The organism is Clostridium sp. DFI.5.61 (assembly GCF_024462915.1).
Classification (GTDB): domain Bacteria; phylum Bacillota; class Clostridia; order Oscillospirales; family Oscillospiraceae; genus Lawsonibacter; species Lawsonibacter asaccharolyticus.
Genome location: NZ_JANGBZ010000007.1, coordinates 92,411 through 112,941 on the forward strand (window position 1 = coordinate 92,411; position 20,531 = coordinate 112,941).

A 20,531-nucleotide genomic window follows, 5' to 3' on the forward strand; every position below is an offset into this window, starting at 1 on the left:
CAGTCCGGCAGTTTCTTAGAGCAAGATTCTACCGAGGTGCCAAAATTCACTTTCTGCTCATTTTTGCCCCTGCGGGAATCTTGTTGGGGAGTGACTTCCCCAAACCCTGCCATGCGGCTTGTGTTGCTGAAAATCCCTCAAAATATTTTTTCGGATTTTTCAAAATAGTTCCGCTCCACACCCTGTTTTTCTGCTATTACCCGAATACCCTGCCGCTGTCAAAGAGCCGTTACAGAGGGAGAAAGCTTCAAAACCACCCCAGTAGCCAACACCTTGCAGCGCATGGTTGATCTGGAAGCCAAGCGAGCCGAGGGCAAAGGCATGGGCTATGACCGCTGGGCGGCAAAGCACAACCTAAAGCAGATGCGGCTACCGTTACTGCCTACCAGCAGTACGGCTTTTCTTCCCCGGAGAAATTGGACGAAGCCTGTTCCGCAGCCTATACCGCCATGCAGAAAAGCATTACAGAGCTGAAAAATGTGGAAAAGAGGCTGAACGGGAAAAGGGGCTGCAACGGCAGGTGCTTGCCTATTCCAAGACCCGCCCCATCCGGGACGGGCTATGACGAAAACAAGCCCCGCAGACAAGACATTGAGATTTATTATTCTTTTGTTGGCAAGGTGGACTTGCCCAAATAACTGCCCGACCTATCCGACACAATAGCTAAGTGCCGGATAGGAACGGCAAAATTTTTTACACTTCTATTACTTCTTTATCACACATAAGAAAAATGGTACGGCATGAATCACTGTAGCCTATAAGTGGAGAACTGTTTGATAAAGGCGTTATCTCCTCATGTTCTTAAAGCCGCAAGCATGAACCAGATCTGGTAACTGGGACAGATCCCGGACAACAAAATGGGCACCAGCCCTCCGGAATCGCTCCTCCACCTTCTGGCAGGCCGTCTCCCGCTCCTGGGGAGACATGGCCTCGTACTCCTGCTGGCTCAGCCCTAGCTCGGAGCTGCCCTCGATAACGCCTGCCGTCCACACACCGGCATTGACGCCCTCCTTGATGTCCGAGATGGTATCCCCCACCTTGACCACATTTCCTACCGCAGTAAGTCCCAGGGCCTGCATGTTGGCAAAGATCATGTAGGGGTAGGGGCGGCCCCTGCCCCCCACTCCGTCAGGGCTGATCCAGAAGTCGGGGGCATAGCCCTGCTGGGCCGCCTTGGGCGCCACAATATTCATCATGGCATCGGTGTAGCCGGTGGTGGAGCCGATCTTCACCCCCATCTCCCGCAGCTTGGCTGCCGTCTCCACAGCAAAGGGCTTGGGGGCGGCGTACTGGTCCAGAATGGAGAACAGCTTGGGCTCAAACTGGGCGTACACAGCGTCCACATCCTCCTCGGTGGCTTCGTGGCCATGAACCCGTTTCCATTCCGCAGCGATGCGCTCCATATTCAGCATGGTTCGGATGTGGTCCCGCTTCAGCATTCCCATGGGCTTGCGGGTCTCCTCCATGGTAACGGGCACTCCGTGGTGGGCAAAAGCCTCCATGAAGGCCTTCACCGGAGCAAAGCAGCCGTAATCCACCGTAGTACCTGCCCAGTCAAAAATCACCGCTTCAATCATGCGATCTGCTCCTTTCTCTCCTTCAGGAAGGCTGCAATGACGCTGGTCAGCTTGTCAATATCCTCGGGGTAAATTTCCCCGATGTTGCCGATGCGGAAGGTATCCATCTCGGTGAGCTTACCCGGGTAGATGGCGTATCCCCGCTCCTTGATGTAACGGTAAAACTCTTCAAACCGGAAGGATACCCCGGCAGGATAGAAGAAAGTGGTGATAATGGGGCCCTGGTGGCTTCCGTCAATGTAGGTAGCAAAGCCCATGGCCCGCATCTTCTCAATGAGCAGGCGGTTGTTTTCCGTGTAGCGGCGGCTCCGGGCGGGGATGCCGCCCTCCTGGGCCAGCTCATCCAGAGCCTTGGAAAAGGCCAGCACCACATGGGTGGGAGAGGTAAAGCGCCACTTGCCATCCTTTTCCATCCCCTTCCACTGGTCCAGCAGGTCCAGAGACAGGGAGCGGGCCTTGCCCTCGCTTGCCAGCAGTTTGTCCCGGCGGCACAGAATGAAAGAGAAGCCGGGCACGCCCTGGATGCACTTGTTGGCGCTGGACACCAGGAAGTCAATGCCCCAGTCGGCCACAGGGATATCCACCCCGCCGAAGGAGGACATGGCGTCCACAATGAATGTCCTGCCCGCGTCCCGGACCACTTTGCCCACCGACTGGATATCGTTAAGGATCCCGCTGGTGGTCTCGCTGTGGACCATGGCCACATGGGTGATAGAGGAGTCCTGGGCCAGCAATTGGGCCATATGGGCGGCGTCAGGCACCTTGTCGTAGTCCTGAGCATAGTGAAGAAAGGGGATGCGGCTGTGGGTGCAGATGTCGGTCATACGCTTTCCGTAAGCGCCGTTGGAACAGATGAGCACCTTGTCTTGGTCGCCCACCACGCTGGTGAGCACGCTCTCCACGCCGAAGGTGCCGCTGCCCTGCATCAGCACGGCAGTGTAGTCATCCTCGGAGACATGGGCCAGCTCCAGCAGCTGGCGGCGGATCTTCTGGGTGACGGCCTTGTAGTCGTCATCCCAGGTGCAGCGGTCCACCAACATCTCCTGCTTTACGGTATCCGTGGTGGTCAGAGGGCCGGGGGTCAGCAGTTTATAGGTATTCATGGTATGAAAGCTCCTTTCGATCAGCCCTTAGCAGACTCGGACAGCTGCTGGTGGGCCTGGAACAGTTCAAAGGTCAGAGGCTCGTCAAAGACGGAAGGGTTGGCGGACTGGTTGGCAGGATCGGCGGTCTCACCCTCATAGAGGGGGTTAGGGTAGGTCTGGAGGAGCTCCTCCCGGCCATTCTCAATGATACACTGGGCCATCTCCATGGCCAGGGGATTGGTGCTCTCCCCCTTGTCCAACACGGCCACGGACTCGGTGAGGGAGAAGTTGCCCTCGGCAGGGTCCACATAGTCGATGGGCAGGCCCTCCGCCTTGTCGGCCACCGCCTGGTGGCGCAGGCCGAAGCCAATGGCTACCTCACCAGCCCGGCACAGCTTCAGGGGACCGGAACCGGAGGTTTCGATGTGAGCTCCGCAGTTGTCATAAATTCCGGACAGAACCGCCTGAGCTCCGTCGTCCCCGTAGGCATCCACCAGGGCCTGGATGAGCAGCCATGCGGTGGAAGAGGACTGGATGTCCGTGACCGCCACCTGACCCGCGTAGATCGGGTCAGCCAGGTCCTTCAGGCTGGTGGGAGTGGGCAGGCCCTCGGAGGCCATCAGCTCAGTGTTGAGGATGATGGCGCCCTCCTGAGAGGTGATGGGGGCGGTGTAGTCGGGAACCTCAGTGAGGGTATTCACTTCAAAGTCCAGAGGCAGGAACATGCTGTTCTGCTCCTGGGCGCTCTGGAGGTAGAAGGTGCTCATGGTCACCAGGTCGGCCTCCAGATTTGTCCCTTCCGCCAGCAGCTTGCCCCCCAGCTCGGAGGTGCCGTAGGTCTGGAAAATGTACTTGCCCTCATAACCGTTGCCGTCCAAGGCGTTCTTCATGGCGGTGACCGCCTCCTCATCGGCATTGGAGTAGATCACCACCTGCTTTTCTCCGCTGTTTCCGGCGCTGTTGTTTCCTCCGCAGGCGGTCAGCAGGGAGAGGCTCAGGGCGGCAGACAGACCAATGGACATCATTTTTTTGTAATTCATCACTTGATTCCTTCCTTTTTTGTTATTTTAGGACTGTGTTTGGATCGGTACCCGGCCAGCCAGGAGAACAGCGCCTTGGCTGCCAGGTTGGTGGCTAAAATCAACAGGGACAGTACAAACACCTCGTTGAAGCGGTTGACATACTGCAGCTGTTTGATCATGGTGGTGAGGACCATGGTCCTGGCCCCGGCTATGAAGATGAGGGCGCTGATGGTGACCATAGAGTTGATGAAGTAGTAGCTGAACACCTCGATGAGACTGGACAGGGCGTTTGGCGTGACCACCCGCAAAATGGTCTTCAGCCAGCTGTCCCCCATGAGCATGGCGGTGGTCTCCCACCCGGCGTTCATTTTGGACAGGGCGTTCTTCATCATCAGGTAGGGGGTGGAGAAGTAGTGCACAATGTTGCACAAAACCATCAACAGCAGGGTGTTCTGCAAACTGGTTCCGGAGAAGAGGAACAGGTAGGCCACACCCAGCACCATACCAGGGATGGCGTTGGTCACCAGAGCAATGCTCTCAATGGTCCGCTTATATCCCCGACCCAGGTTGCTTCGGGCGGTGATGAGGGCCGCTCCGTAGGCAATCAGCGTACCGGCGGCAGCGGTCAGCAGTGCCATGAGCAGGGAATGCCCATAGGCGGCCAGCAGGCTGCTGTCTGAGAGGACCGTCTGGAAGTGCTCCAAGGAGAATTCGGTCTGGTAGGGCCACTCCTCCACCGTGGGAACCACAAAGATTACGGCAAAAATGGCCAGAATTCCCGCGGAAATTACGGTACCGGACAGGCCCCATCCTACATCCCGCAGAGAATTTTTCCGCAGATCCGCGTTGGAAATCCGGCTATACCGGATGTTGAACCGCTCCAGGATCTGCAGAATGCAGATGCTGCCGAGGGAGGGGATCAGCATTACCATGGCGATGACAGCGCCCCGGTTGAAGTCGGGGATCCCGCCCAGCATCTGGTTATAGAGCAGGGTGGCAATGACCTCATAGCCTCCGCCCACCGAGGCAGGAATACCAAAGTCGGTAAAGCACAGGAAGAAGGCCTGGATAAAGGCTCCGGCAAAGGTCCCCAGAAGGGGGCGCAGCACCGCGATCCAGAAAGTGGACAGAGCCTTGTCACCCATTACCTTGGAGACGGTAAGGGTCTTTTTGTCCACAAATCCCATGGTATTGTGGATGAGCAAAAAGGCTACGGGAATGGTGTAGATCACATAGCCCACCATCAGGCCGAAAAAGCCGTAAATATCAAACAGCTGCCGCCCCAGAAGGCGGGTGATGAGGCCCTGCTTGCCAAAGGAATAGATGATGGCAAAGCCATAGGTAATGGTGGGCAAAAACATGGGCAGGGTGGCCACAGAGGTGATAAGCCGCTTGCTCCACTTGGGCAGGCCGGTGTAGTGCACCCCATAGGCCAGCAGAAAGGCCAGCAGCGTGGCCGCTGCCGCCGAGGCCCCGGCTACCGCGAAGCTGTTGCCCAGGGCCGGGAGAAATCCCTTCTGCGACAGTACCGAGGCATAAAATTCTCCGGTCAGTCCCCCGTCCCACAGGGACTTTCCCAACAAGATCAGAATTGGGCCGGCCAGGAACACAGCAAACAGGACAACAATGACCGCGAAAATCAGTTTCAGTTCACGATTGGTCCGTGTCATGGCTTCCCCTTATCCTGCCTGGACGGCCCATGTGGGACAGTCGCCAAACAGGGCATAGATGTTGTTGCGCTTGATCTCCAACTGGTTGAGGATGAACTTACGCACGAAGTCGTTTTTAGGCTGGTGAACAATTTCCTCCGGCTTGGCGTATTGGGAGATGGTGCCCTGCTCGATGATCAGTACCCGATCAGAGAGGGTCAGGGCCTCCTCCGGGTCGTGGGTGACGATGATGGTGGTCAGGTGATACTCCCGGGCGATGGTCTTGATCCGGTCCTTGATGGACTCCTTGATCACTCCATCCAGAGCGGACAGCGGCTCATCCAGAAGCAGGATTTTAGGCTTCATGACCATGGTCCGGGCCAGGGCCACCCGCTGCTTCTGCCCGCCGGAGAGCTGGTCAATGCGCTTGCTCAAATGCTCCCGCAGGCCCAGCAGGTCGATGAGCTCCTCCACCTCTTCTTTGGTAGAGATCCCCGGCTTGTTGCGCAGACCGTAAGTGATGTTCTGGAGGACGTTCAGATTGGGAAACAGAGCATAGTCCTGAAAGACAATGTTGAAGCCCCGCTTCTCCATGGGGGTACGGGTCAGGTCCTGCCCGTCGTAACAAATCCGGCCGCTGTCAGCATCCACAATGCCAAGGATCAAATTCAGCAGCGTGGTCTTTCCACAGCCGGAGGGGCCCAGAATGGAAACGATCTCTCCGTCTGCCACCTGCAGGGAGATATCCTTCAGCACCGGCACACCGTCAAAGGATTTCTGGATGTGTTCCAGTTCCAGCATAAAATATTGCTCCTCTCTCGGAAAAGTATTCTGTTGTTCCGTGCCGCCGTATCCTTCCGGCGGCGGCATCATACTACCAGTTTTATTGCGGAACAAACAAGCACTTCAAATTTAAGTTTTTGTAATAAAAAAGTAAAAAACGCTCAAAAAAACCTCCCTTCTGTGTAAGGAACTTACACGGAAGGGAGAACGATTTGTTATTCGTCTCCGTATCCCCGGTCGGCAATCACCGCACCGCTTTTGTCAAGACTGCGGGAAAATCGCTCATAGTCGCTTTGGATGATCCCCATGTACAGAAGATCTACCACCGCCAGATCCGGGATACGTGAAAAGATGGCACTGCCATAGATGGACAGGGCGCGCCCTCCGGTGCTCAGGCACACATCGGCGTATTTCCCCAGCAGGGGCTCTTTGGGACTGGTGATGGCAATGGTGCCTGCCCCGGCCTTTCGTGCCTGTTTAAGCGCCTTAACAGTATCAATGGAGCACCCGGAATGGGACACTGCAACCGCCACATCTGCTACTCCCAGATGGGCGGCAGAGATCTGCTGGAGATAGGTGTCGGTGTGCATCCGGCAGTTGAGGCCCAGATAGGTAAGTTTTGTGAGCAGATCGCTGGCGGGTGTGACGGAGTTTTCCACCCCATAGATGTCAATGGTCCGGGCTGTAGCCAGCATTCGAACTGCTCGGCTCAGGGCATCGGCGGAGAGGAATTTCAGCGCGTCCTCCAACAGTCTCCCCGCAATACGCGTCTCCTTGAGGGGAAGGTCCTCCAGGCGGTCCCAGGGCTTGAGGTCAAAGTCACCCAGGTGGTCAAAGTAGGGGCTCTTTGGAGATTTTCCACTCCGATCCCGCAGCAGGCAGTATTTGAAACTCCGGTAGCCGTCAAAGCCAAGCGCCTGCACAAACCGGACCACCGTTGGCTGGCTTACCTGTACTTGATCTGCCAGTTCTGCGATGGTGCACCGGGTGCACTTCTCCGGATCAGCCAGCACCTGGTCTGCCACCCGCTGCTCCGAGGGGCGCAGGGTAGCATAAGCGCTTTTCACTCGGTCTAAAACCTGTATGTCATGTTGCATTTTTCTGCTCCTCGCTTTGTAATAAATTTACATGGTCCAAGTTTTTTAAGTGCGTGTTATTACAAAATATTAGTGGTCCATTTGTAATAAATACTGAATTTTTTTGATGCGGATCACAGCTGATTACCGTGGTCGTCTACTCTGTCAATGATGCGGGCAAGGCGTGCACCTTTTGCAACCGCACCCAATAAAAGGTACACGCTTCCCCGCAGTAATGATGGACAGCAGACCGGAGGAAAGATTGGGCGGCAGATAGATGTACTGTTTGAACCATTTCCTTCCCAGCGCCCTAATCTTTGTATTGTGTTCTGAGGCTCGGCCCAATCTGGGCCGAGCCTCAGAGGGCATTTTCGACAGAATACAGCGGGAGCACACCGCCAGACTTCCAGGAAATTCTGGTTTTGCCAGGCAAGTTTCAACAGCGTGACCATCAGTTGAAACCTGGCTGTGGTGAGGCTGCTGAAATGCAGCATCATGGCGATGGCCTTTCCATCACCCGCAGGCTTTTCGCGCACAAGCTCAGCTTGTTTTTCTCCTTAATGCTTCTTTTATGACCGGGCCAGAAACATATCGTATATCAGCAAAGCTTTTTCAGCTACCGCACTGCGGTAAATTCTTTGTAAAATATATCGAAATATTTAAAGGAAGGCTCTCTTCCTGATATCCATTTGCAATGATGCAGTAAGAACTGTAGCAAAAGGACATTGCGCCTGCCTCAAGGAAGGCAGATACCCGCTGGATGCTCCCTGTGTTCTTTGTGGAACGAATCAGCGGCCTGCGGAAAGGCGAACTGGCCGCCCTGCTCTGGAGCAATCTGGAGGTGGAGCGCAAAGCACTGTTGGTATCCAAGTGGGTCGTCCAGGGCGGAGGGATCAAGGTGACTCGGCCCAAGACAGCGACCTATGCCCGAAAAATCTCCATCCCCCAAGAAGCGGTGGATTTGCTGGTGCAGGAGCAGGCGGCGGAGAAGATGGGGAGTTTTATGACGCATGTCATGTGAGCACAGGAAAAGCACCGGAGAAAAGGCAAATCCCTTTTCTCCAGTGCTTTCCGCTTCTTTCAGCTTGTGGGCCAAGGCCCTGATGTATCCCGCAAAAGGGCGCAAAAACACCCCGCAAACGAGTATGTTTGCGGGGTGTTTTGGAGCTGGAAACGTGACTTGAACACGCGACCTGCTGATTACGAATCAGCTGCTCTACCGACTGAGCTATTCCAGCGTATCAGAAACGTCTGGGCCCTGTCTGGGATGACTGGCTCTGGAAGCGGGCAGACGGCGCACACGGAATAAAACATAATTTTGCTGCGCTGAGATATGTGCTTAAATATTATACGCAGAAAACCGGAGTGCGTCAAGAGGAAAACGCTGATTTGTCTAAACTGTCTGATTTCGAAAATAGCAGCCGCAGTTTTTTCTCGCCGCACCGCGCCCCGTTCCCCGGGATTTTAACAGAAAACAAATATTCAAACGGCAAAAAATGTAGTATGATAGGGGCGGAAGAAGCGAGACAATTGCAAGGAAACAGGGAAAGAGGTAACAGTTATGCCTGAATTGAGAAAGACAAAGATCATATGCACACTGGGGCCCTCTGTGGACGATGAGGAGACCCTGCGCCAGCTGATTCTGGCTGGCATGAACGCGGCAAGATTCAACTTTTCCCATGGCACGCACGAGTCCCAGCTGGCCACGCTGCAAAAGCTGAAGCGGGTGCGGGATGAGCTGGGGCGCCCGGTGGCCACGATTCTGGACACGAAGGGCCCGGAGATCCGCATCAAGGCCTTCCGGGACGGCCCGGTGAGCCTGGAACGGGGCGCCCCCTTCATCCTGACCACGGAAGAGGTAGAGGGCGATGCCGGACGGGTGTCAGTGACCTATCAGAACCTGGCAAACGAAGTGGAGCCCGGCTGTCACATCCTGGTGGACGACGGACTGGTGGATCTGCTGGTCAAAGAGGTGAGAGGGCCGGAGATCCACTGTGAGGTGGAGAACGGGGGCGTTCTCTCCAACAACAAAAGCATCAACATCCCCAACGTACATATCCATCTGCCGGCGCTGACGGAAAAGGACCGGGAGGACCTCCGGTTCGCGGCGGAGCAGGACTTTGACTATGTGGCGGCCTCCTTTGTCCGCAAGGCGGAGGATGTGGAGGATATCCGGGAGGAACTGTGCCGGCACGGTGGACAGGGGATCAGGATTATCTCCAAGATCGAGAACCTGGAGGGTGTGGACAACCTGAACGAGATCATCGAGGCCTCAGACGGGCTGATGGTGGCCCGGGGAGACCTGGGGGTGGAGGTGCCTGCCTGCCAGGTGCCCGTGCTCCAGAAAGAGATGATCGCCAAGTGTATTCACCAGGGGAAGCCGGTCATCACGGCCACCCAGATGCTGGACTCCATGATGAGAAACCCCAGACCCACTCGGGCGGAGGTCTCCGACGTGGCAAATGCTGTATTCGATGGGACCTCCTGCGTCATGCTCTCTGGGGAGACCGCGTCGGGCAAATATCCCCTGGAGGCTGTGCGCACCATGGCGGACACTGTGCTGGCGGCGGAGCAGGCCATCAACTACTGGGGCAGGTTCCAGAAGATGGGGTTCTCCAAGCGGGCGGAACGCCCCATCAGCGATGCCATCAGCCACAGCTGCTGCACTACGGCACTGGATCTGGAGGCGAAGGCCATCCTAGTGGCCACGCAGTCGGGAAACTCTGCCCGGGTAATCTCCCGCTTCCGCCCAGGCTGCACCATCGCCGCATTCACCACTACGGAGCGGGTGCGCCGCCAGCTGGCCATTACCTGGGGTGTCCACCCATTCCTGTTCGGGTCAGTGGACTCCACAGACCGCCTGCTTTCCCTGTGTGTGGAGTGTGCCAGAAAGGAAGAGGTGGTGTCCGCAGAGGATACAGTGGTGATCACTGCCGGTGTGCCCATCGGGCAGAGCGGGACCACCAACCTGATCAAGGCCCAAGTGGTAGGAGAGAAGATCTGAGGGATGGGCCCCCTTTTTATAGGACCACCATAACAAAGCGGCACGCCATCTGGGACGGCGTGCCGCTTTGCTGTAGAAAACAGCTTTCAAAGGAGGGAGAGCTCCGCAGCAATGGCGAGGGCGGTCTCGTCTACCAGTTCGAAGTTGACATAGGGGTGATAGAGGGCCTCCAGGTCGTCGTGCATGGCCTTGGCCTGGGAGAGGGAATCCACAGCCTCATCCATCAGGGCGCTGGTGATCTTTTGGGAGAAGCGCAGCCGGGGCCTGCTGCGGCGGAGCAGATCGGCGGAGACGGCGTTGTCCAGAAGGAGGCGACGATAGGCCTTGCCGGGGTAGGGGTGCGCCGGGGAGGAGGAAAGAAAGGCCAGGGAGAGCTGGGGGATGAGCAGGTGTTCCAGCCGGTCCGGCGCCATGGGAGAGGGGCAGGCCACCACATCATAGCCTGCCTTCAGGGTACCCGAGAGCAGATGGGCCAGCATTCGGTGGGCCAAGCCATACCGGTCGGAGAGCTCATAGATCCGCTGGCACTGGCACTCCACTGTCCCCCAGAGGCACATCTGCCCGCGGTGGGTGACGGCGCCGAGAAAACGCTGTTTCACCGTGCCGGCGGGCGCCCCCTTCCGGGGCTTCAGCTCCCGATCCAGGATGCCCCGGGCGCGTTTGGACAGCTTTTCCTCCAGCGCGTCGGAGTCCAAGGTGGAGCGGACGTCGTACATCAGCTCGGCAGCCGCATCCAGACAGCGGTATGCCCGCTGGTAGTGCCCCTTGTAGCCTCGCATACAGGAAATAATGGCGGTGCGGAGTCCCTCCATCCCGTTGTGGTCATAGCACTTCCCCAGATTGATGTACTGCTCCACCACCCCTGGATATTTCGGCTCCACCACATGGGTATTGTCCCTTTAGGACACCTCGTCGCCGCGGCCTTCATATCCTTCGCTTCCGCCTTGCTGCGAAAGCGCACTCATTCCGGCGCGGCTCCTCTCTCCACCGAACCCGCTGCCGCTGGGCTTCGGCGGGGACCCCATATTTCTTAGAATTTCCAATGGATCTTGACCTCCTGCCGCCCCGTCTCCTGATCCTGCTCACCGATCTCGATCTTCTCGATGAGCATCACCGCCAGCTCCCGGGGGAGGGTCTTCAGCTCCAGCAGTTCCCGGGCCTTGGCCATGACCTCTTCCTGATTGCGGGGCTGCTCCTGACCGGAGAGCTCCTGATCGATCTGGGCCAGCCGCCGCTCCAGGCGGCTCTTTTCCTCCAGGAAGTCCTGGTTCAGCTCCACAAACTGTCCTTCACTGAGCACACCGGAAACCTTATCCAGGTACAGGTTTTTCAGGGCCATGCTCCGCTTCTCCAACTGGGCACTCAGGGTCTTCTGCTCCTGCAGCAGGGCCTCCCGGTGGTCGTCCTTTGGTGGCGGGAGCTCCAGTTCCTCCAAATGGTAGTACGCCCCGATGTAGTCCCGGATGCGTTGGGAAACCAGTTCTATCAGCCGGTCCAGCCGAATGGAGTGGCGGGTACACAACTTCTTTGTCCCGCTGTCGGCATAGAGCTTACAGCGCAGATAATACACCCGTTCTTTCCCCTTTTTCCCATTGGAGGTCTTGCTCATGGTGCTGCCGCAGTCCATACACTTCACAAGGCCCGCCAGGGGGTGCACCATGCCGGTGCCGTCCTCCCGGGAGCGGATGTCCAGATTCCGCTGGACGGTCTCAAAGGTCTCCCGGTCGATGATGGCCTCGTGAGTGCCCTCCACCCGGAACCAGCGGTCCCGGGGCATGACGATAATGGCCTTGGATTTGTAGCTGGCCTTTTTGGTCCGGCCCTGCACCATGACGCCGGTGTAGATCTCATTACGGAGGATCCGCCATACGGTGTTCTTGTTCCAGAGCCCGAAATCCTGCTTGCAGAAGTGGTTGCTGTCCCAGCCCCGCTCCGCCTTATACCGGGTGGGATTAACCACCCCCAGATCGTTGAGCATGTGGGCGATACTCTGCTTGCCGTGGCCCTCCAGGGACCAGCGGAAGATCTGCCGCACTACCTCTGCCGCCTCCGGGTCCACTAGGAGATGGCCCTTGTTGTCCGGGTCCTTTCGGTAGCCGTAGATGGGAAAACCGCCGATGTACTGCCCCTGCCGCCGCTTCATGTCAAAGACCATGCGGATGTTCTCCGACAGATCCTCCAGATACCATTCGTTGATGAGTCCATTGATCTGGCGGGCTTTTTTGTTGCCCTTGATCTCCGTGTCGGCGTTGTCTGCCACAGCGATGAAGCGGATTCCCCAGATGGGAAACAGGCCGTGGATGTACTTCTCCACCAATTCCATGTCCCGGGTAAACCGGGACTGGCTCTTGCAGAGGAGGATCTGAAACTTCTTTTCCTGGGCCGCCCGGATCATCCGGTTGAAGTCAGGCCGCAGGCTGTCGGCCCCAGAGTAGTCCTCATCGCAATAGATGTGGTAGATGTCCCATCCCCGCTCCACGGCGTAGTGGATCAGCAGAGATTTCTGGTTCTGGATACTCTCAGATTCCGTTTTATACTTGTCTTCGTCCTCCTTACTCAGCCGTGTATAGATTGCACAAAGGATATGTTACACCTCCTTAAAGGCGTAACTGCTCCCCTTGATCGTAGCACAAGAGCAGCTACCCGGCAAGAAATTATTTGAAATCCCTACGCCGCCAAAACGCAGCGTAGGGATCATTTGGTGAGTTCTTTTGTGAGCCAGGCGGTGATGGTTTGTTGGATGATGGTACTGGTATAGAGCGGATCGTTGGACGGGTGTTGTTCCGTTAAGATGAGAGTTGGATCTTTCATAAAATCGCCTCCAGGGAAATTTATGAGTCAGTTTTATTAGATATGAAAAGGATGTTAGCTTTATAATTTCCGCAGCAAATCACCTTTGTTGCGGAGATTATAAAAACACAGGTTGTATATGACCATAAATTCAAGCCAGAAAGAATATGCCAACTTGCATACCTTTCTGACTTTTGATGAGCAAACACATAATGTGAGATTATCCTACTTGCTTATAAACGATAGCGCTTTGAACTGTTTCTCCAGCATATAATACGGTCAGATCTTAGGTTGTTTTTTTGTGCTTGATTTCGTGAAATGTTGTCGCGACCTCTTTCGCTTTTATAAGTCTTGCTGTATAATAAAATAAAAAGTGAAAAGGAGTTGCGAGATGGAAGAGATCCTGAAATCCATTTCTGAAAAAATATCATCCTACAACATATTTAATAACCTGTTCCCTGGTATTATTTTTTGTTCAGTCATGACTAAAATTACTAGATTCAATTTTGCAACAGATACTATTATAGAACAATTTTTTATGTGGTATTTCATTGGAATGGTTATTAGTCGAATAGGTTCAATATTTGTAGAAGATACATTGAAAAAAATAAAGATTAAGGGAAAACCGTATTTGGTTTTTGCAGATTACAAGCAATATACTACTGCCTCGGAGGCAAATCCCTTCATTGCAACATTATCGGAAACGAATAATACTTATCGGACAACAATCTCTCTTCTTATTTGCATAGGCGCATTTTATTTCTATGATTCTTTCATCTATGATTGGATCATTAAGAAGTGTGCCGTAGGTAACAAGTTGGTTGCCTTGGTCGGAGGAGTGTTTTTGATTATCCTGTTTATAAAGAGCTATAAAAAGCAGACTGAATATGTCAAAAAGCAAGTTGAGAAATACATGAATGAGCATAGTTCATCTCAATAAAATATAGAAAGGAGCTTTGATAGTATGGGTATTATTCATTTTCTTAACGTTAATGAAGGTGACTGCACGTGGATTCATCATGCGTCTGGACGGAACACCATTATAGATGTGTCTGCTGCCGCTGCAATTACCGAATTTGCAAGCGCTTCTGGAAATCATCAACAGAAGAATTACCCTGTCAATCCCATTCAATATTTAAAAGATTTCGGTGTCTCTACAATTTTCCGCTTTATACTAACACACCCAGATATGGATCATATGGACGGCATGAAATCATTGTTTGATAGTTTTAGTATCTTAAACTTCTGGGATACAGCAAACACGAAGGTTATTGACCCCAATAGCTCGTGGGGAAAATACAAGAAAGAAGATTGGGAATTTTATCAAGAAATTAGAAAATCAGACTCAGATCCCAAGGTACTCTATAACTATGCAGGTGCTCATGCAAAGTTCTATAACGAGGATGAAGACGGGAACGCTGGGGCAGATGGTTTATATATATTAGCTCCGACCAAAGGATTAGTTGATGCCGCAAATAAGTCTGGCGATTATAATGACTGCTCATATGTTATTCTATATAAAACAAACAATAAGAAAATAGTTTTCGCTGGAGACTCGGCAGAAAACACGTGGGACTACATTTTGCAAAACCACAAAGACGATGTTACTGACATTGATATTTTGCTCGCACCACATCACGGAAGAAAAACTGGAGGAAACTCTAATTATCTAGACGTTTTAAAGCCGAAACTGACACTCTTCGGAAATGCTAAAAGTGAATACTTGAACTACAATGCTTGGAACAGTAGGAATCTAGACCACATTACAAACAATCAGGCTAACTGTATTATTATGGACACATTTGGAACTAATGGAATTGATATTTATGTCACATATGAAGCCTTTGCGAAAAAGAGGAATCCCAAATCCACGTATAATAGCACCTTGAAGGCTTGGTACATACAGACAGTGTAGGGATCCTATCGTTAAGTTGAATATAATCAGTTCATAAACAACGGGTCTGTTTCAAAATCCTATTTTGAAACAGACCCGTCTATATTGGCATCTTAAATACAAAACACCGCATATAGAGGGATGGCTTTCAATTCATCCTTCTCTCCAAAGTTCTTCAGCGACAGCCGGATGGAGTAGGCAGGCTTATAGTTGCTCATAAAGACACTGAGACTACGAGAACGGACATGCTCCCCCTTTTTAACCTCGATACCGATGATTTGGTTGCCCTTTTGCAGCACAAAATCCAGTTCTGCGGTACTGCTGCTCTCCCAGTAGTAGAGGTCATAGCCCTTGGCGGCCAGCTGCTGGGCCACATAGTTCTCCGCAACGGCACCCATGAAGGTATTCCCTTCGCCAGAGAGCACCGTCTGCTGTGAAATCCCGGATTTCATGGTCAGCAGTCCCACATCACCCATGTAGAGTTTGAACGCTGAGAGATCCGCATAGACGGCGATTGGCTCAAAGGCCTGACTGATCCGCTGGCATTTCAGCACGACACCGGCCAGATTCAGCCACTCGATAGAAGCCCCGAACAGCGTGGCGCTGCCGCCCTTCTGCACCACCTTGTATTGGAACTTCTTGTTGTCCTTAGCCAGTTGCGCCGGAATGGAATTGTAGCAGGCCCGGATCTTCACGCTGTCCGTATTGCTGGCGTACTTGGCCATGTCCGCGATATAGTTATCTAGGATCTCATTTTGTACCAGCGGAACATCCAGAAAACTGCCGCTTTTCAGAAAGGCATTGATACAGGCGGGCATCCCACCGATGATCAGATACTCCCGATACAACTCGATAGCCTCTTGATGCAGAGCATCGGGCAGCGGCTCCATGGCGTCATAGGCTGCACGGATCTCCTCGCTGAGAAATTCCTTGCCCCTTGCCCAGAGATACTCCTCAAAATCCAGTGGATAGAGGGTGATAGTCTCCACCTTACCGACTGGAAAAGAGTAATGCTGACGGTTGATCGCCACCCCAAGCAGGCTCCCGGCCGCCGCGATATGGAACTCCGGCGTCTCCTCGCAGAAATACTTCAGGGAGGTCAGCGCGCGCTCGCAGGATTGGATCTCATCGAAAATGATCAGCGTCTCCCCCGAAATGATGCGCTCCCCGGTGGACGCCTCCAGATACCGCAGGAGGCGCTCCGGCTGGATATTCTCATTGAAGTAAGACGCAATCGTCAGATTAGTTTCCAGATTGATATAGACGACATTCTGGAACTGCTCCTCTCCGAATTTGCGGAGGATATAGGTCTTTCCCACCTGACGAGCGCCGTTGACAATCAGCGGCAGGCGGTCGGCAGTCTTTTGTTTCCAGGCAATCAGCTGTTCCTCGATCTTGCGCTTCACATTCCTCACCTCACGAGTACAGCATATCTTTAATTTGTAGTTAAGTCAAGAAAAATATGCCGCTTTTATATTTTTCTTGACTTATAGCTTCTTTTGGCATCTTACTCTTGCATACGCCCGGAGAAGAACACCGTCTTACGTTCCTCCATATCGCACATCATCGCCGCCAGATGGACGCAGAGACCGCCGGCGCGGCAGGTGCAGTACAGATCCTCTATCTCTGCGTTTTCGTCCAATGTGATCTCCGCGATGATGCGCTCCCCGTCTTCGGTTGGGAATTCCGCATCAAATTCACAGGTATCGCTGGGCTGGACCGTAAATGGCTGGATGCTCTTGTAATACCGTTTGGTGAGTTCCAGATCCTCCGCCGACAGGTTTTTCAAAATCCCTTGAATCGTCATGGCATATTCCTCCAGTTAAATTTTTTTCAGCGTCTGTGCGCTGGCCAGTTTTGTTTCATATTCCAGGTGGGCATACAGGTCCGCCGTCGTGGACAGCGTACTATGTCCCAGCCATTGCTGCACCTCAATCAGGGGCGTCCGCCTCTGGATCAGGAGGGATGCACAGGTGTGCCGGAGGTCATGCAGGCGGATCTCCCGCAGGCTATGCTCCCGGAGAAACTGTTTGAAGCTCTGACTGAGGTAGTTGGACGCGATGGGCTCTCCTTCCGGATTCAGGCAGAGGTAGTTCTCCGGCGGCGGGGTTTCCTCCCCATAGCGGTTTCGTTTTTCCTCCTGCAAAATGGCGGCGATCTCCTCCGGCATGGGTAGCGTACGGCAGCTGGCTTTCTGCTTCATGGTGTCTCTCCCCACGGAGACCTTTCGGCCATCCACCTCCTGATAGACCCTGGTATGCTGGATCTGAATGGTGCCCACGGAGAAATCAATGCTCCGCCATTGAATCCCCAGCACCTCGCTGCGGCGCAGGCCGTAGAACAGGCACAGCATCACGGGCAGCCAGAGCCAGTGCCCCCGGAGCTTGTCCAGCAGTTCATTTGCCTCCTCCAGTGAGTAGTACCGCGGGATATAAGGTACTTTCTTTGGCCGCTCCACAATATCGGCTACGTTCCGGTCCACCAGGTCCAGCCGCACCGCGTCTTTCAGTGCCTTGTGGATATTGGCGTGATGGTGGAGAATCGTATTGCCCGATACCCCGGACGCAAGGAGATCGTCGTAGTATCTCTGGACATCTGACGCGCGAAGCCCGGCCAGTGTGATACGCCTCTCCCAAAAGTAAGGGCAGATGCTGTTTTCCACCAGATTCCGATAGCCGGTATAGGTCGTGGGGGATACTTTTGCTTTCATGATCCCCAGCCACTGGAGCATATAGTCCGCAAACAGCAGCCCACTTTCCCCCTTGGAATCCGCATATTGATGCCGGGTCTGAAAGAGCAGTTCCTCCGCCCGCTTTCGATTGCCCGGTACCGGGAGATGGGTGGCGATCCACTTCGTCTTTCGTCTCCCGGCCTGGTCATGCAAATTGAGTACCATGTACCAATAGCCTTTTTTCTGCTGCAAGTGTCCTGCAACCATCTTTTCTCCTCCCAATAGATAAAGTTAAGGGAGCACGGCCAGGCGCACTCCTCTTTACAATCCGTGTATATTCACTTTTAAACTGCCCCATATGGAAATGTTAGACGCAACGGACTCAAAATCCGTTATGTGTAATGGTATATGGGTTCGAATTCCGCCGTGAATACCACACCTGAATGGTTTGGTTTCCAACTCTTGAAGCGCAGGCGTTTTCTATAGGCAACCCTTCATTTACCCTTCTCTTTCGAATAAATACCGAACTCAGAAAAGTTGATTTGATTTTTCGTTAAATTTTCCGAATTCGGAAAATTTATTTTTGAGCAGTTACGCCTCTTATCAAATAGCTTGTCCTACAAAAGTGTCCTAAGTAACCGTGCCCGGTGCTTGTGCCGTCCAAAAGCTGATCCCGCAACCCCTTGCAAATCCTGACTTTTTTCGCCGGGTGTCCTAATGGTGCTGTGTCATGGGGGGCGGTGCCGTCCACCAGAGCGGCCTTTTTGCCTGGGAGGAGGATGGCATCCAGGGAATCCGGGTCACCGGAGCAGAGGATGTACTCCACGGGCTCGCCTGCCTCCTGGGCCAGGGCAGCCACGCGGCGCATCAGGGTGGATTTCCCACAGCCGGGGCCGCCCTTCAGGATGTAGATGGCGGAGGCCTGCTCCGGCGGAAGAAGCTGGTCGTAGAGAGAATAGAATCCTGTGGGGGAGTTTGCCCCCAGAAAATACTGTATCGAATTGACAGGTGACATGGCCGACCCTCCGTTTTTGGGCGCCGGAGGGAAAATTTCCCCCGTGCCTCTGATTTTCTATCTCAGACTATGCGGCGGAGGGGGGAGAGGTGCGGCGGGACTTGGGTGACCAAAGAGAAAAAGAAACATGGGTGGAAAACTGTTGGAAATTTGTATTGACAGAGGTGGAAGAGTTGCGATAAAATGACATAAAAAATGAAAGAAAACTTGCAAAAGTTGAGGGAAGAAGAGAAGATGCCAGCGGAAAAACCGGGAAAACGGGACTGGCAGAGAGAAGAGGGAGACAATGCGTACATTTGAAACGAAGATCCAGGAATTGAAGACCGCGGTGCTTACAGAGGTGGCCCGCCTGACCTGGGAGGACAGGCTCCAGACCGGGACTGCTATTCTGGACATCCCGGAGAAGATCATCCCCGGGCCCACGGCCACGCTGCGCTGCTGTATTTATAAGGAGCGGGCCATCATCAACAGCCGGGTCAAGCTGGCTATGGGAGGGGACAAGAGCAACCCCTGCCTGGTGGAGGTGCTGCCTATCGCCTGTGACGAGTGTCCGGTGACCGAGATCACCGTGGGGCCCTCCTGCCGGGGATGCCTGGCCACGCGGTGCGTCCATGCCTGCCCCAAGGATGCCATCACTATTGTGAATCACCGGGCCTGTATCGACCATGAAAAGTGCATCTCCTGCGGCCGATGTGTATCCGCCTGTCAGTACAGCGCCATTCTCAAGACCCAGAGGCCCTGTGAGAAGGGCTGCCCGGCCAAGGCCATCTCCATGGGCCCGGACCGGAAAGCATCCATTGACGTGAGCCAGTGCATCGCCTGCGGGAACTGTGTGTATCAGTGCCCATTCGGCGCCATTCAGGACAAGTCTTTCATCACCGATGCCATCCACATGATCATGGGTGCTGAGCACTGGGGCTACAAGACCTATGCCGTGCTGGCCCCCTCCATCGTGGGGCAGTTCGCCCCCGCCTCCTACGGCCAGGTGGTGGCCGGATTGAAGAAGCTGGGCTTCAACGGAGTGGCCGAGGTGGCTCTGGGGGCTGATATGGTGGCAGATCGGGAGTCGGAAGAGCTGGTGGAGAAGGGGATGCTGTGCTCCTCCTGCTGTCCCGGCTTTGTGGGGTACATCAAGAAAAAGCACCCGGAGATGGAGAATTTGATCTCCCGCACCCCGTCCCCTATGGTGATGATCGGTCTGCACATCAAGGAGAAGGACCCGGATGCCAAGGTGATCTTCATCGGCCCCTGCGTGGCGAAAAAGAAGGAGTTCCAGCTGGGCCGCACCATGAACGCCATTGACTGCGCCCTGACCTACGAGGAGCTGTTCGCCATGTTCGAGTCCCGCGGCATCGACCTGGAATCCCTGGAGGAGGCCCCGCTGGACGAGGCAAGCCCCTTCGGCCGGAACTTCGCCCGCAGCGGCGGTGTGGCCCAGGCGGTGGCGGAGGCCCTGAAGGAGAAGGGGCTGGATAAGGAGTTCCAGCTGAAGGCAGTGCCGTGCAGCGGCATCGAAGCCTGCGAGGTGGCCCTGCTGAAGGCGAAACGGGGCGTGCTGGACGGCAACTTCATCGAAGGCATGGCCTGTGACGGCGGCTGTGTCCAGGGGGCCGGCTGTCTGGTGCGCAGCCCCCGCAATCGGATGGATGTGGAGGGCCACGCTAAGCAGGCCAGCGGCCGCAGCATCACCGACGCGGTGGCCGGCCGGGAGCTGGTCCCCCAGGACAGCCTGGGGGAGAAGGTCGTCCCTGTGCCCAAGCCTCAGCCAAAGGCGGAGGCGGCGGCCAAAACAGAGGGCACGGCCCAGAAGGCCTGAGCCTCAGACAGAAAGCCGGACGCCGGACCTGGATACAGGTCCGGCGTCCGGCTCTTGTTTCAGGGCGGAGAGAGGGCAGGAGCAGACACAGAAACGGGGGGGGGGGGGGGGGGGGGGGGGGGGGGGGGGGGGGGGGGGGGGGGGGGGGG

General features: G+C 54.7%; 18 protein-coding genes, 1 tRNA gene and 1 pseudogene. 7 read left to right on the forward strand and 13 right to left on the reverse strand.

All coding sequences use genetic code 11. The annotated features are described in order from the left end of the window. Positions 1 to 196: 196 nt before the first annotated feature. Positions 197 to 562, forward strand: a pseudogene (locus NE584_RS05735) (relaxase); the annotation flags it as partial. 223 nt (positions 563 to 785) lie between these two features. Here NE584_RS05735 and phnX read toward each other — a convergent pair. The 6 genes from phnX to NE584_RS05765 all read right to left on the reverse strand — a co-directional run bounded on the left by phnX (position 786) and on the right by NE584_RS05765 (position 7,213). Further along, a complete protein-coding gene (gene phnX / locus NE584_RS05740) occupies positions 786 to 1,577 on the reverse strand; it encodes a phosphonoacetaldehyde hydrolase (protein WP_108980702.1) in 792 nt (263 codons plus the stop codon). After that, positions 1,574 to 2,680 carry a 2-aminoethylphosphonate--pyruvate transaminase gene (locus NE584_RS05745; RefSeq protein WP_108980703.1) on the reverse strand — a complete coding sequence of 369 codons (1,107 nt, stop codon included), beginning with the start codon at positions 2,678 to 2,680 and terminating at the stop codon, positions 1,574 to 1,576. Before NE584_RS05745 ends, phnX begins: the two co-directional genes overlap by 4 nt. Before the next feature lie 20 nt (positions 2,681 to 2,700). Continuing rightward, positions 2,701 to 3,702, reverse strand: a complete 1,002-nt coding sequence (locus NE584_RS05750; RefSeq protein ID WP_108980704.1) for an extracellular solute-binding protein — start codon at positions 3,700 to 3,702, stop codon at positions 2,701 to 2,703. Then, on the reverse strand, positions 3,702 to 5,354 hold the full coding sequence (locus tag NE584_RS05755) for an ABC transporter permease subunit (RefSeq protein ID WP_108980705.1): 1,653 nt from the start codon (positions 5,352 to 5,354) through the stop codon (positions 3,702 to 3,704). The genes NE584_RS05750 and NE584_RS05755 overlap by 1 nt, the downstream gene beginning before the upstream one ends. A gap of 9 nt (positions 5,355 to 5,363) precedes the next feature. Beyond that, positions 5,364 to 6,134: an ABC transporter ATP-binding protein gene (locus NE584_RS05760; protein WP_108980706.1), complete on the reverse strand. Its 771-nt coding sequence runs from the start codon at positions 6,132 to 6,134 to the stop codon at positions 5,364 to 5,366. 197 nt (positions 6,135 to 6,331) lie between these two features. Continuing rightward, entirely contained in the window at positions 6,332 to 7,213 is an 882-nt protein-coding gene (locus NE584_RS05765) for a MurR/RpiR family transcriptional regulator (RefSeq protein ID WP_108980707.1), read from the reverse strand. Positions 7,214 to 7,614: 401 nt separating this feature from the next. Here NE584_RS05765 and NE584_RS05770 point away from each other — a divergent pair, with 401 nt between their 5' ends. Beyond that, entirely contained in the window at positions 7,615 to 7,767 is a 153-nt protein-coding gene (locus NE584_RS05770; protein ID WP_154669729.1) for a hypothetical protein, read from the forward strand. A 194-nt stretch (positions 7,768 to 7,961) separates the two neighbouring features. Then, entirely contained in the window at positions 7,962 to 8,213 is a 252-nt protein-coding gene (locus NE584_RS05775) for a hypothetical protein (protein WP_133248302.1), read from the forward strand. A 141-nt stretch (positions 8,214 to 8,354) separates the two neighbouring features. Here the strand turns inward: NE584_RS05775 and NE584_RS05780 are convergent. Then, positions 8,355 to 8,430 (reverse strand) — tRNA-Thr (locus NE584_RS05780). 323 nt (positions 8,431 to 8,753) lie between these two features. Between NE584_RS05780 and pyk the strand changes: the two genes are divergently transcribed. Then, positions 8,754 to 10,196, forward strand: a complete 1,443-nt coding sequence (gene pyk / locus NE584_RS05785) for a pyruvate kinase (protein WP_108980708.1) — start codon at positions 8,754 to 8,756, stop codon at positions 10,194 to 10,196. A gap of 86 nt (positions 10,197 to 10,282) precedes the next feature. Here pyk and NE584_RS05790 read toward each other — a convergent pair whose 3' ends face one another. After that, entirely contained in the window at positions 10,283 to 11,080 is a 798-nt protein-coding gene (locus NE584_RS05790; RefSeq protein WP_108980709.1) for a hypothetical protein, read from the reverse strand. A gap of 146 nt (positions 11,081 to 11,226) precedes the next feature. Beyond that, positions 11,227 to 12,780, reverse strand: a complete 1,554-nt coding sequence (locus NE584_RS05795; RefSeq protein WP_108980710.1) for a recombinase family protein — start codon at positions 12,778 to 12,780, stop codon at positions 11,227 to 11,229. 597 nt (positions 12,781 to 13,377) lie between these two features. Here NE584_RS05795 and NE584_RS05800 point away from each other — a divergent pair. After that, positions 13,378 to 13,926: a hypothetical protein gene (locus NE584_RS05800; RefSeq protein ID WP_108980711.1), complete on the forward strand. Its 549-nt coding sequence runs from the start codon at positions 13,378 to 13,380 to the stop codon at positions 13,924 to 13,926. Positions 13,927 to 13,950: 24 nt separating this feature from the next. Beyond that, entirely contained in the window at positions 13,951 to 14,901 is a 951-nt protein-coding gene (locus NE584_RS05805) for a ComEC/Rec2 family competence protein (protein WP_108980712.1), read from the forward strand. 92 nt (positions 14,902 to 14,993) lie between these two features. Here the strand turns inward: NE584_RS05805 and NE584_RS05810 are convergent, their stop codons facing one another. The 4 genes from NE584_RS05810 to NE584_RS05825 form a co-directional block, all read right to left on the reverse strand. Further along, the gene (locus NE584_RS05810; protein WP_193955467.1) at positions 14,994 to 16,286 is read right to left on the reverse strand and encodes an ATP-binding protein; all 1,293 of its coding nucleotides are present in this window, start codon (positions 16,284 to 16,286) and stop codon (positions 14,994 to 14,996) included. Between the two features lie 101 nt (positions 16,287 to 16,387). After that, positions 16,388 to 16,687, reverse strand: a complete 300-nt coding sequence (locus NE584_RS05815) for an SWIM zinc finger family protein (protein ID WP_108980714.1) — start codon at positions 16,685 to 16,687, stop codon at positions 16,388 to 16,390. Positions 16,688 to 16,702: 15 nt separating this feature from the next. Next, entirely contained in the window at positions 16,703 to 17,818 is a 1,116-nt protein-coding gene (locus NE584_RS05820; RefSeq protein WP_108980715.1) for a site-specific integrase, read from the reverse strand. Positions 17,819 to 18,128: 310 nt separating this feature from the next. Next, positions 18,129 to 18,566, reverse strand: coding sequence for an AAA family ATPase (locus NE584_RS05825; RefSeq protein WP_256182127.1), 438 nt, complete (start codon positions 18,564 to 18,566; stop codon positions 18,129 to 18,131). 286 nt (positions 18,567 to 18,852) lie between these two features. On the opposite strand from NE584_RS05825, the gene NE584_RS05830 reads away from it, so the two are divergent. Beyond that, positions 18,853 to 20,382 (forward strand): 4Fe-4S dicluster domain-containing protein, encoded by a 1,530-nt coding sequence (locus NE584_RS05830; protein ID WP_108980716.1) that lies wholly within the window; start codon positions 18,853 to 18,855, stop codon positions 20,380 to 20,382. Positions 20,383 to 20,531 lie beyond the last annotated feature (149 nt).

What these genes read in the sequence shown, in the direction of transcription:
- phnX (WP_108980702.1), bottom strand. Translation starts at nt 1,577, where the DNA reads ATGATTGAAGCGGTGATTTTTGACTGGGCAGGTACTACGGTGGATTAC.
- NE584_RS05805 (WP_108980712.1), top strand. Translation starts at nt 13,951, where the DNA reads ATGGGTATTATTCATTTTCTTAACGTTAATGAAGGTGACTGCACGTGG.
- NE584_RS05765 (WP_108980707.1), bottom strand. Translation starts at nt 7,213, where the DNA reads ATGCAACATGACATACAGGTTTTAGACCGAGTGAAAAGCGCTTATGCT.
- NE584_RS05825 (WP_256182127.1), bottom strand. Translation starts at nt 18,566, where the DNA reads ATGTCACCTGTCAATTCGATACAGTATTTTCTGGGGGCAAACTCCCCC.
- NE584_RS05750 (WP_108980704.1), bottom strand. Translation starts at nt 3,702, where the DNA reads ATGAATTACAAAAAAATGATGTCCATTGGTCTGTCTGCCGCCCTGAGC.
- NE584_RS05830 (WP_108980716.1), top strand. Translation starts at nt 18,853, where the DNA reads ATGCGTACATTTGAAACGAAGATCCAGGAATTGAAGACCGCGGTGCTT.
- NE584_RS05760 (WP_108980706.1), bottom strand. Translation starts at nt 6,134, where the DNA reads ATGCTGGAACTGGAACACATCCAGAAATCCTTTGACGGTGTGCCGGTG.
- NE584_RS05815 (WP_108980714.1), bottom strand. Translation starts at nt 16,687, where the DNA reads ATGACGATTCAAGGGATTTTGAAAAACCTGTCGGCGGAGGATCTGGAA.
- NE584_RS05800 (WP_108980711.1), top strand. Translation starts at nt 13,378, where the DNA reads ATGGAAGAGATCCTGAAATCCATTTCTGAAAAAATATCATCCTACAAC.
- NE584_RS05745 (WP_108980703.1), bottom strand. Translation starts at nt 2,680, where the DNA reads ATGAATACCTATAAACTGCTGACCCCCGGCCCTCTGACCACCACGGAT.
- NE584_RS05820 (WP_108980715.1), bottom strand. Translation starts at nt 17,818, where the DNA reads ATGGTTGCAGGACACTTGCAGCAGAAAAAAGGCTATTGGTACATGGTA.
- NE584_RS05755 (WP_108980705.1), bottom strand. Translation starts at nt 5,354, where the DNA reads ATGACACGGACCAATCGTGAACTGAAACTGATTTTCGCGGTCATTGTT.
- pyk (WP_108980708.1), top strand. Translation starts at nt 8,754, where the DNA reads ATGCCTGAATTGAGAAAGACAAAGATCATATGCACACTGGGGCCCTCT.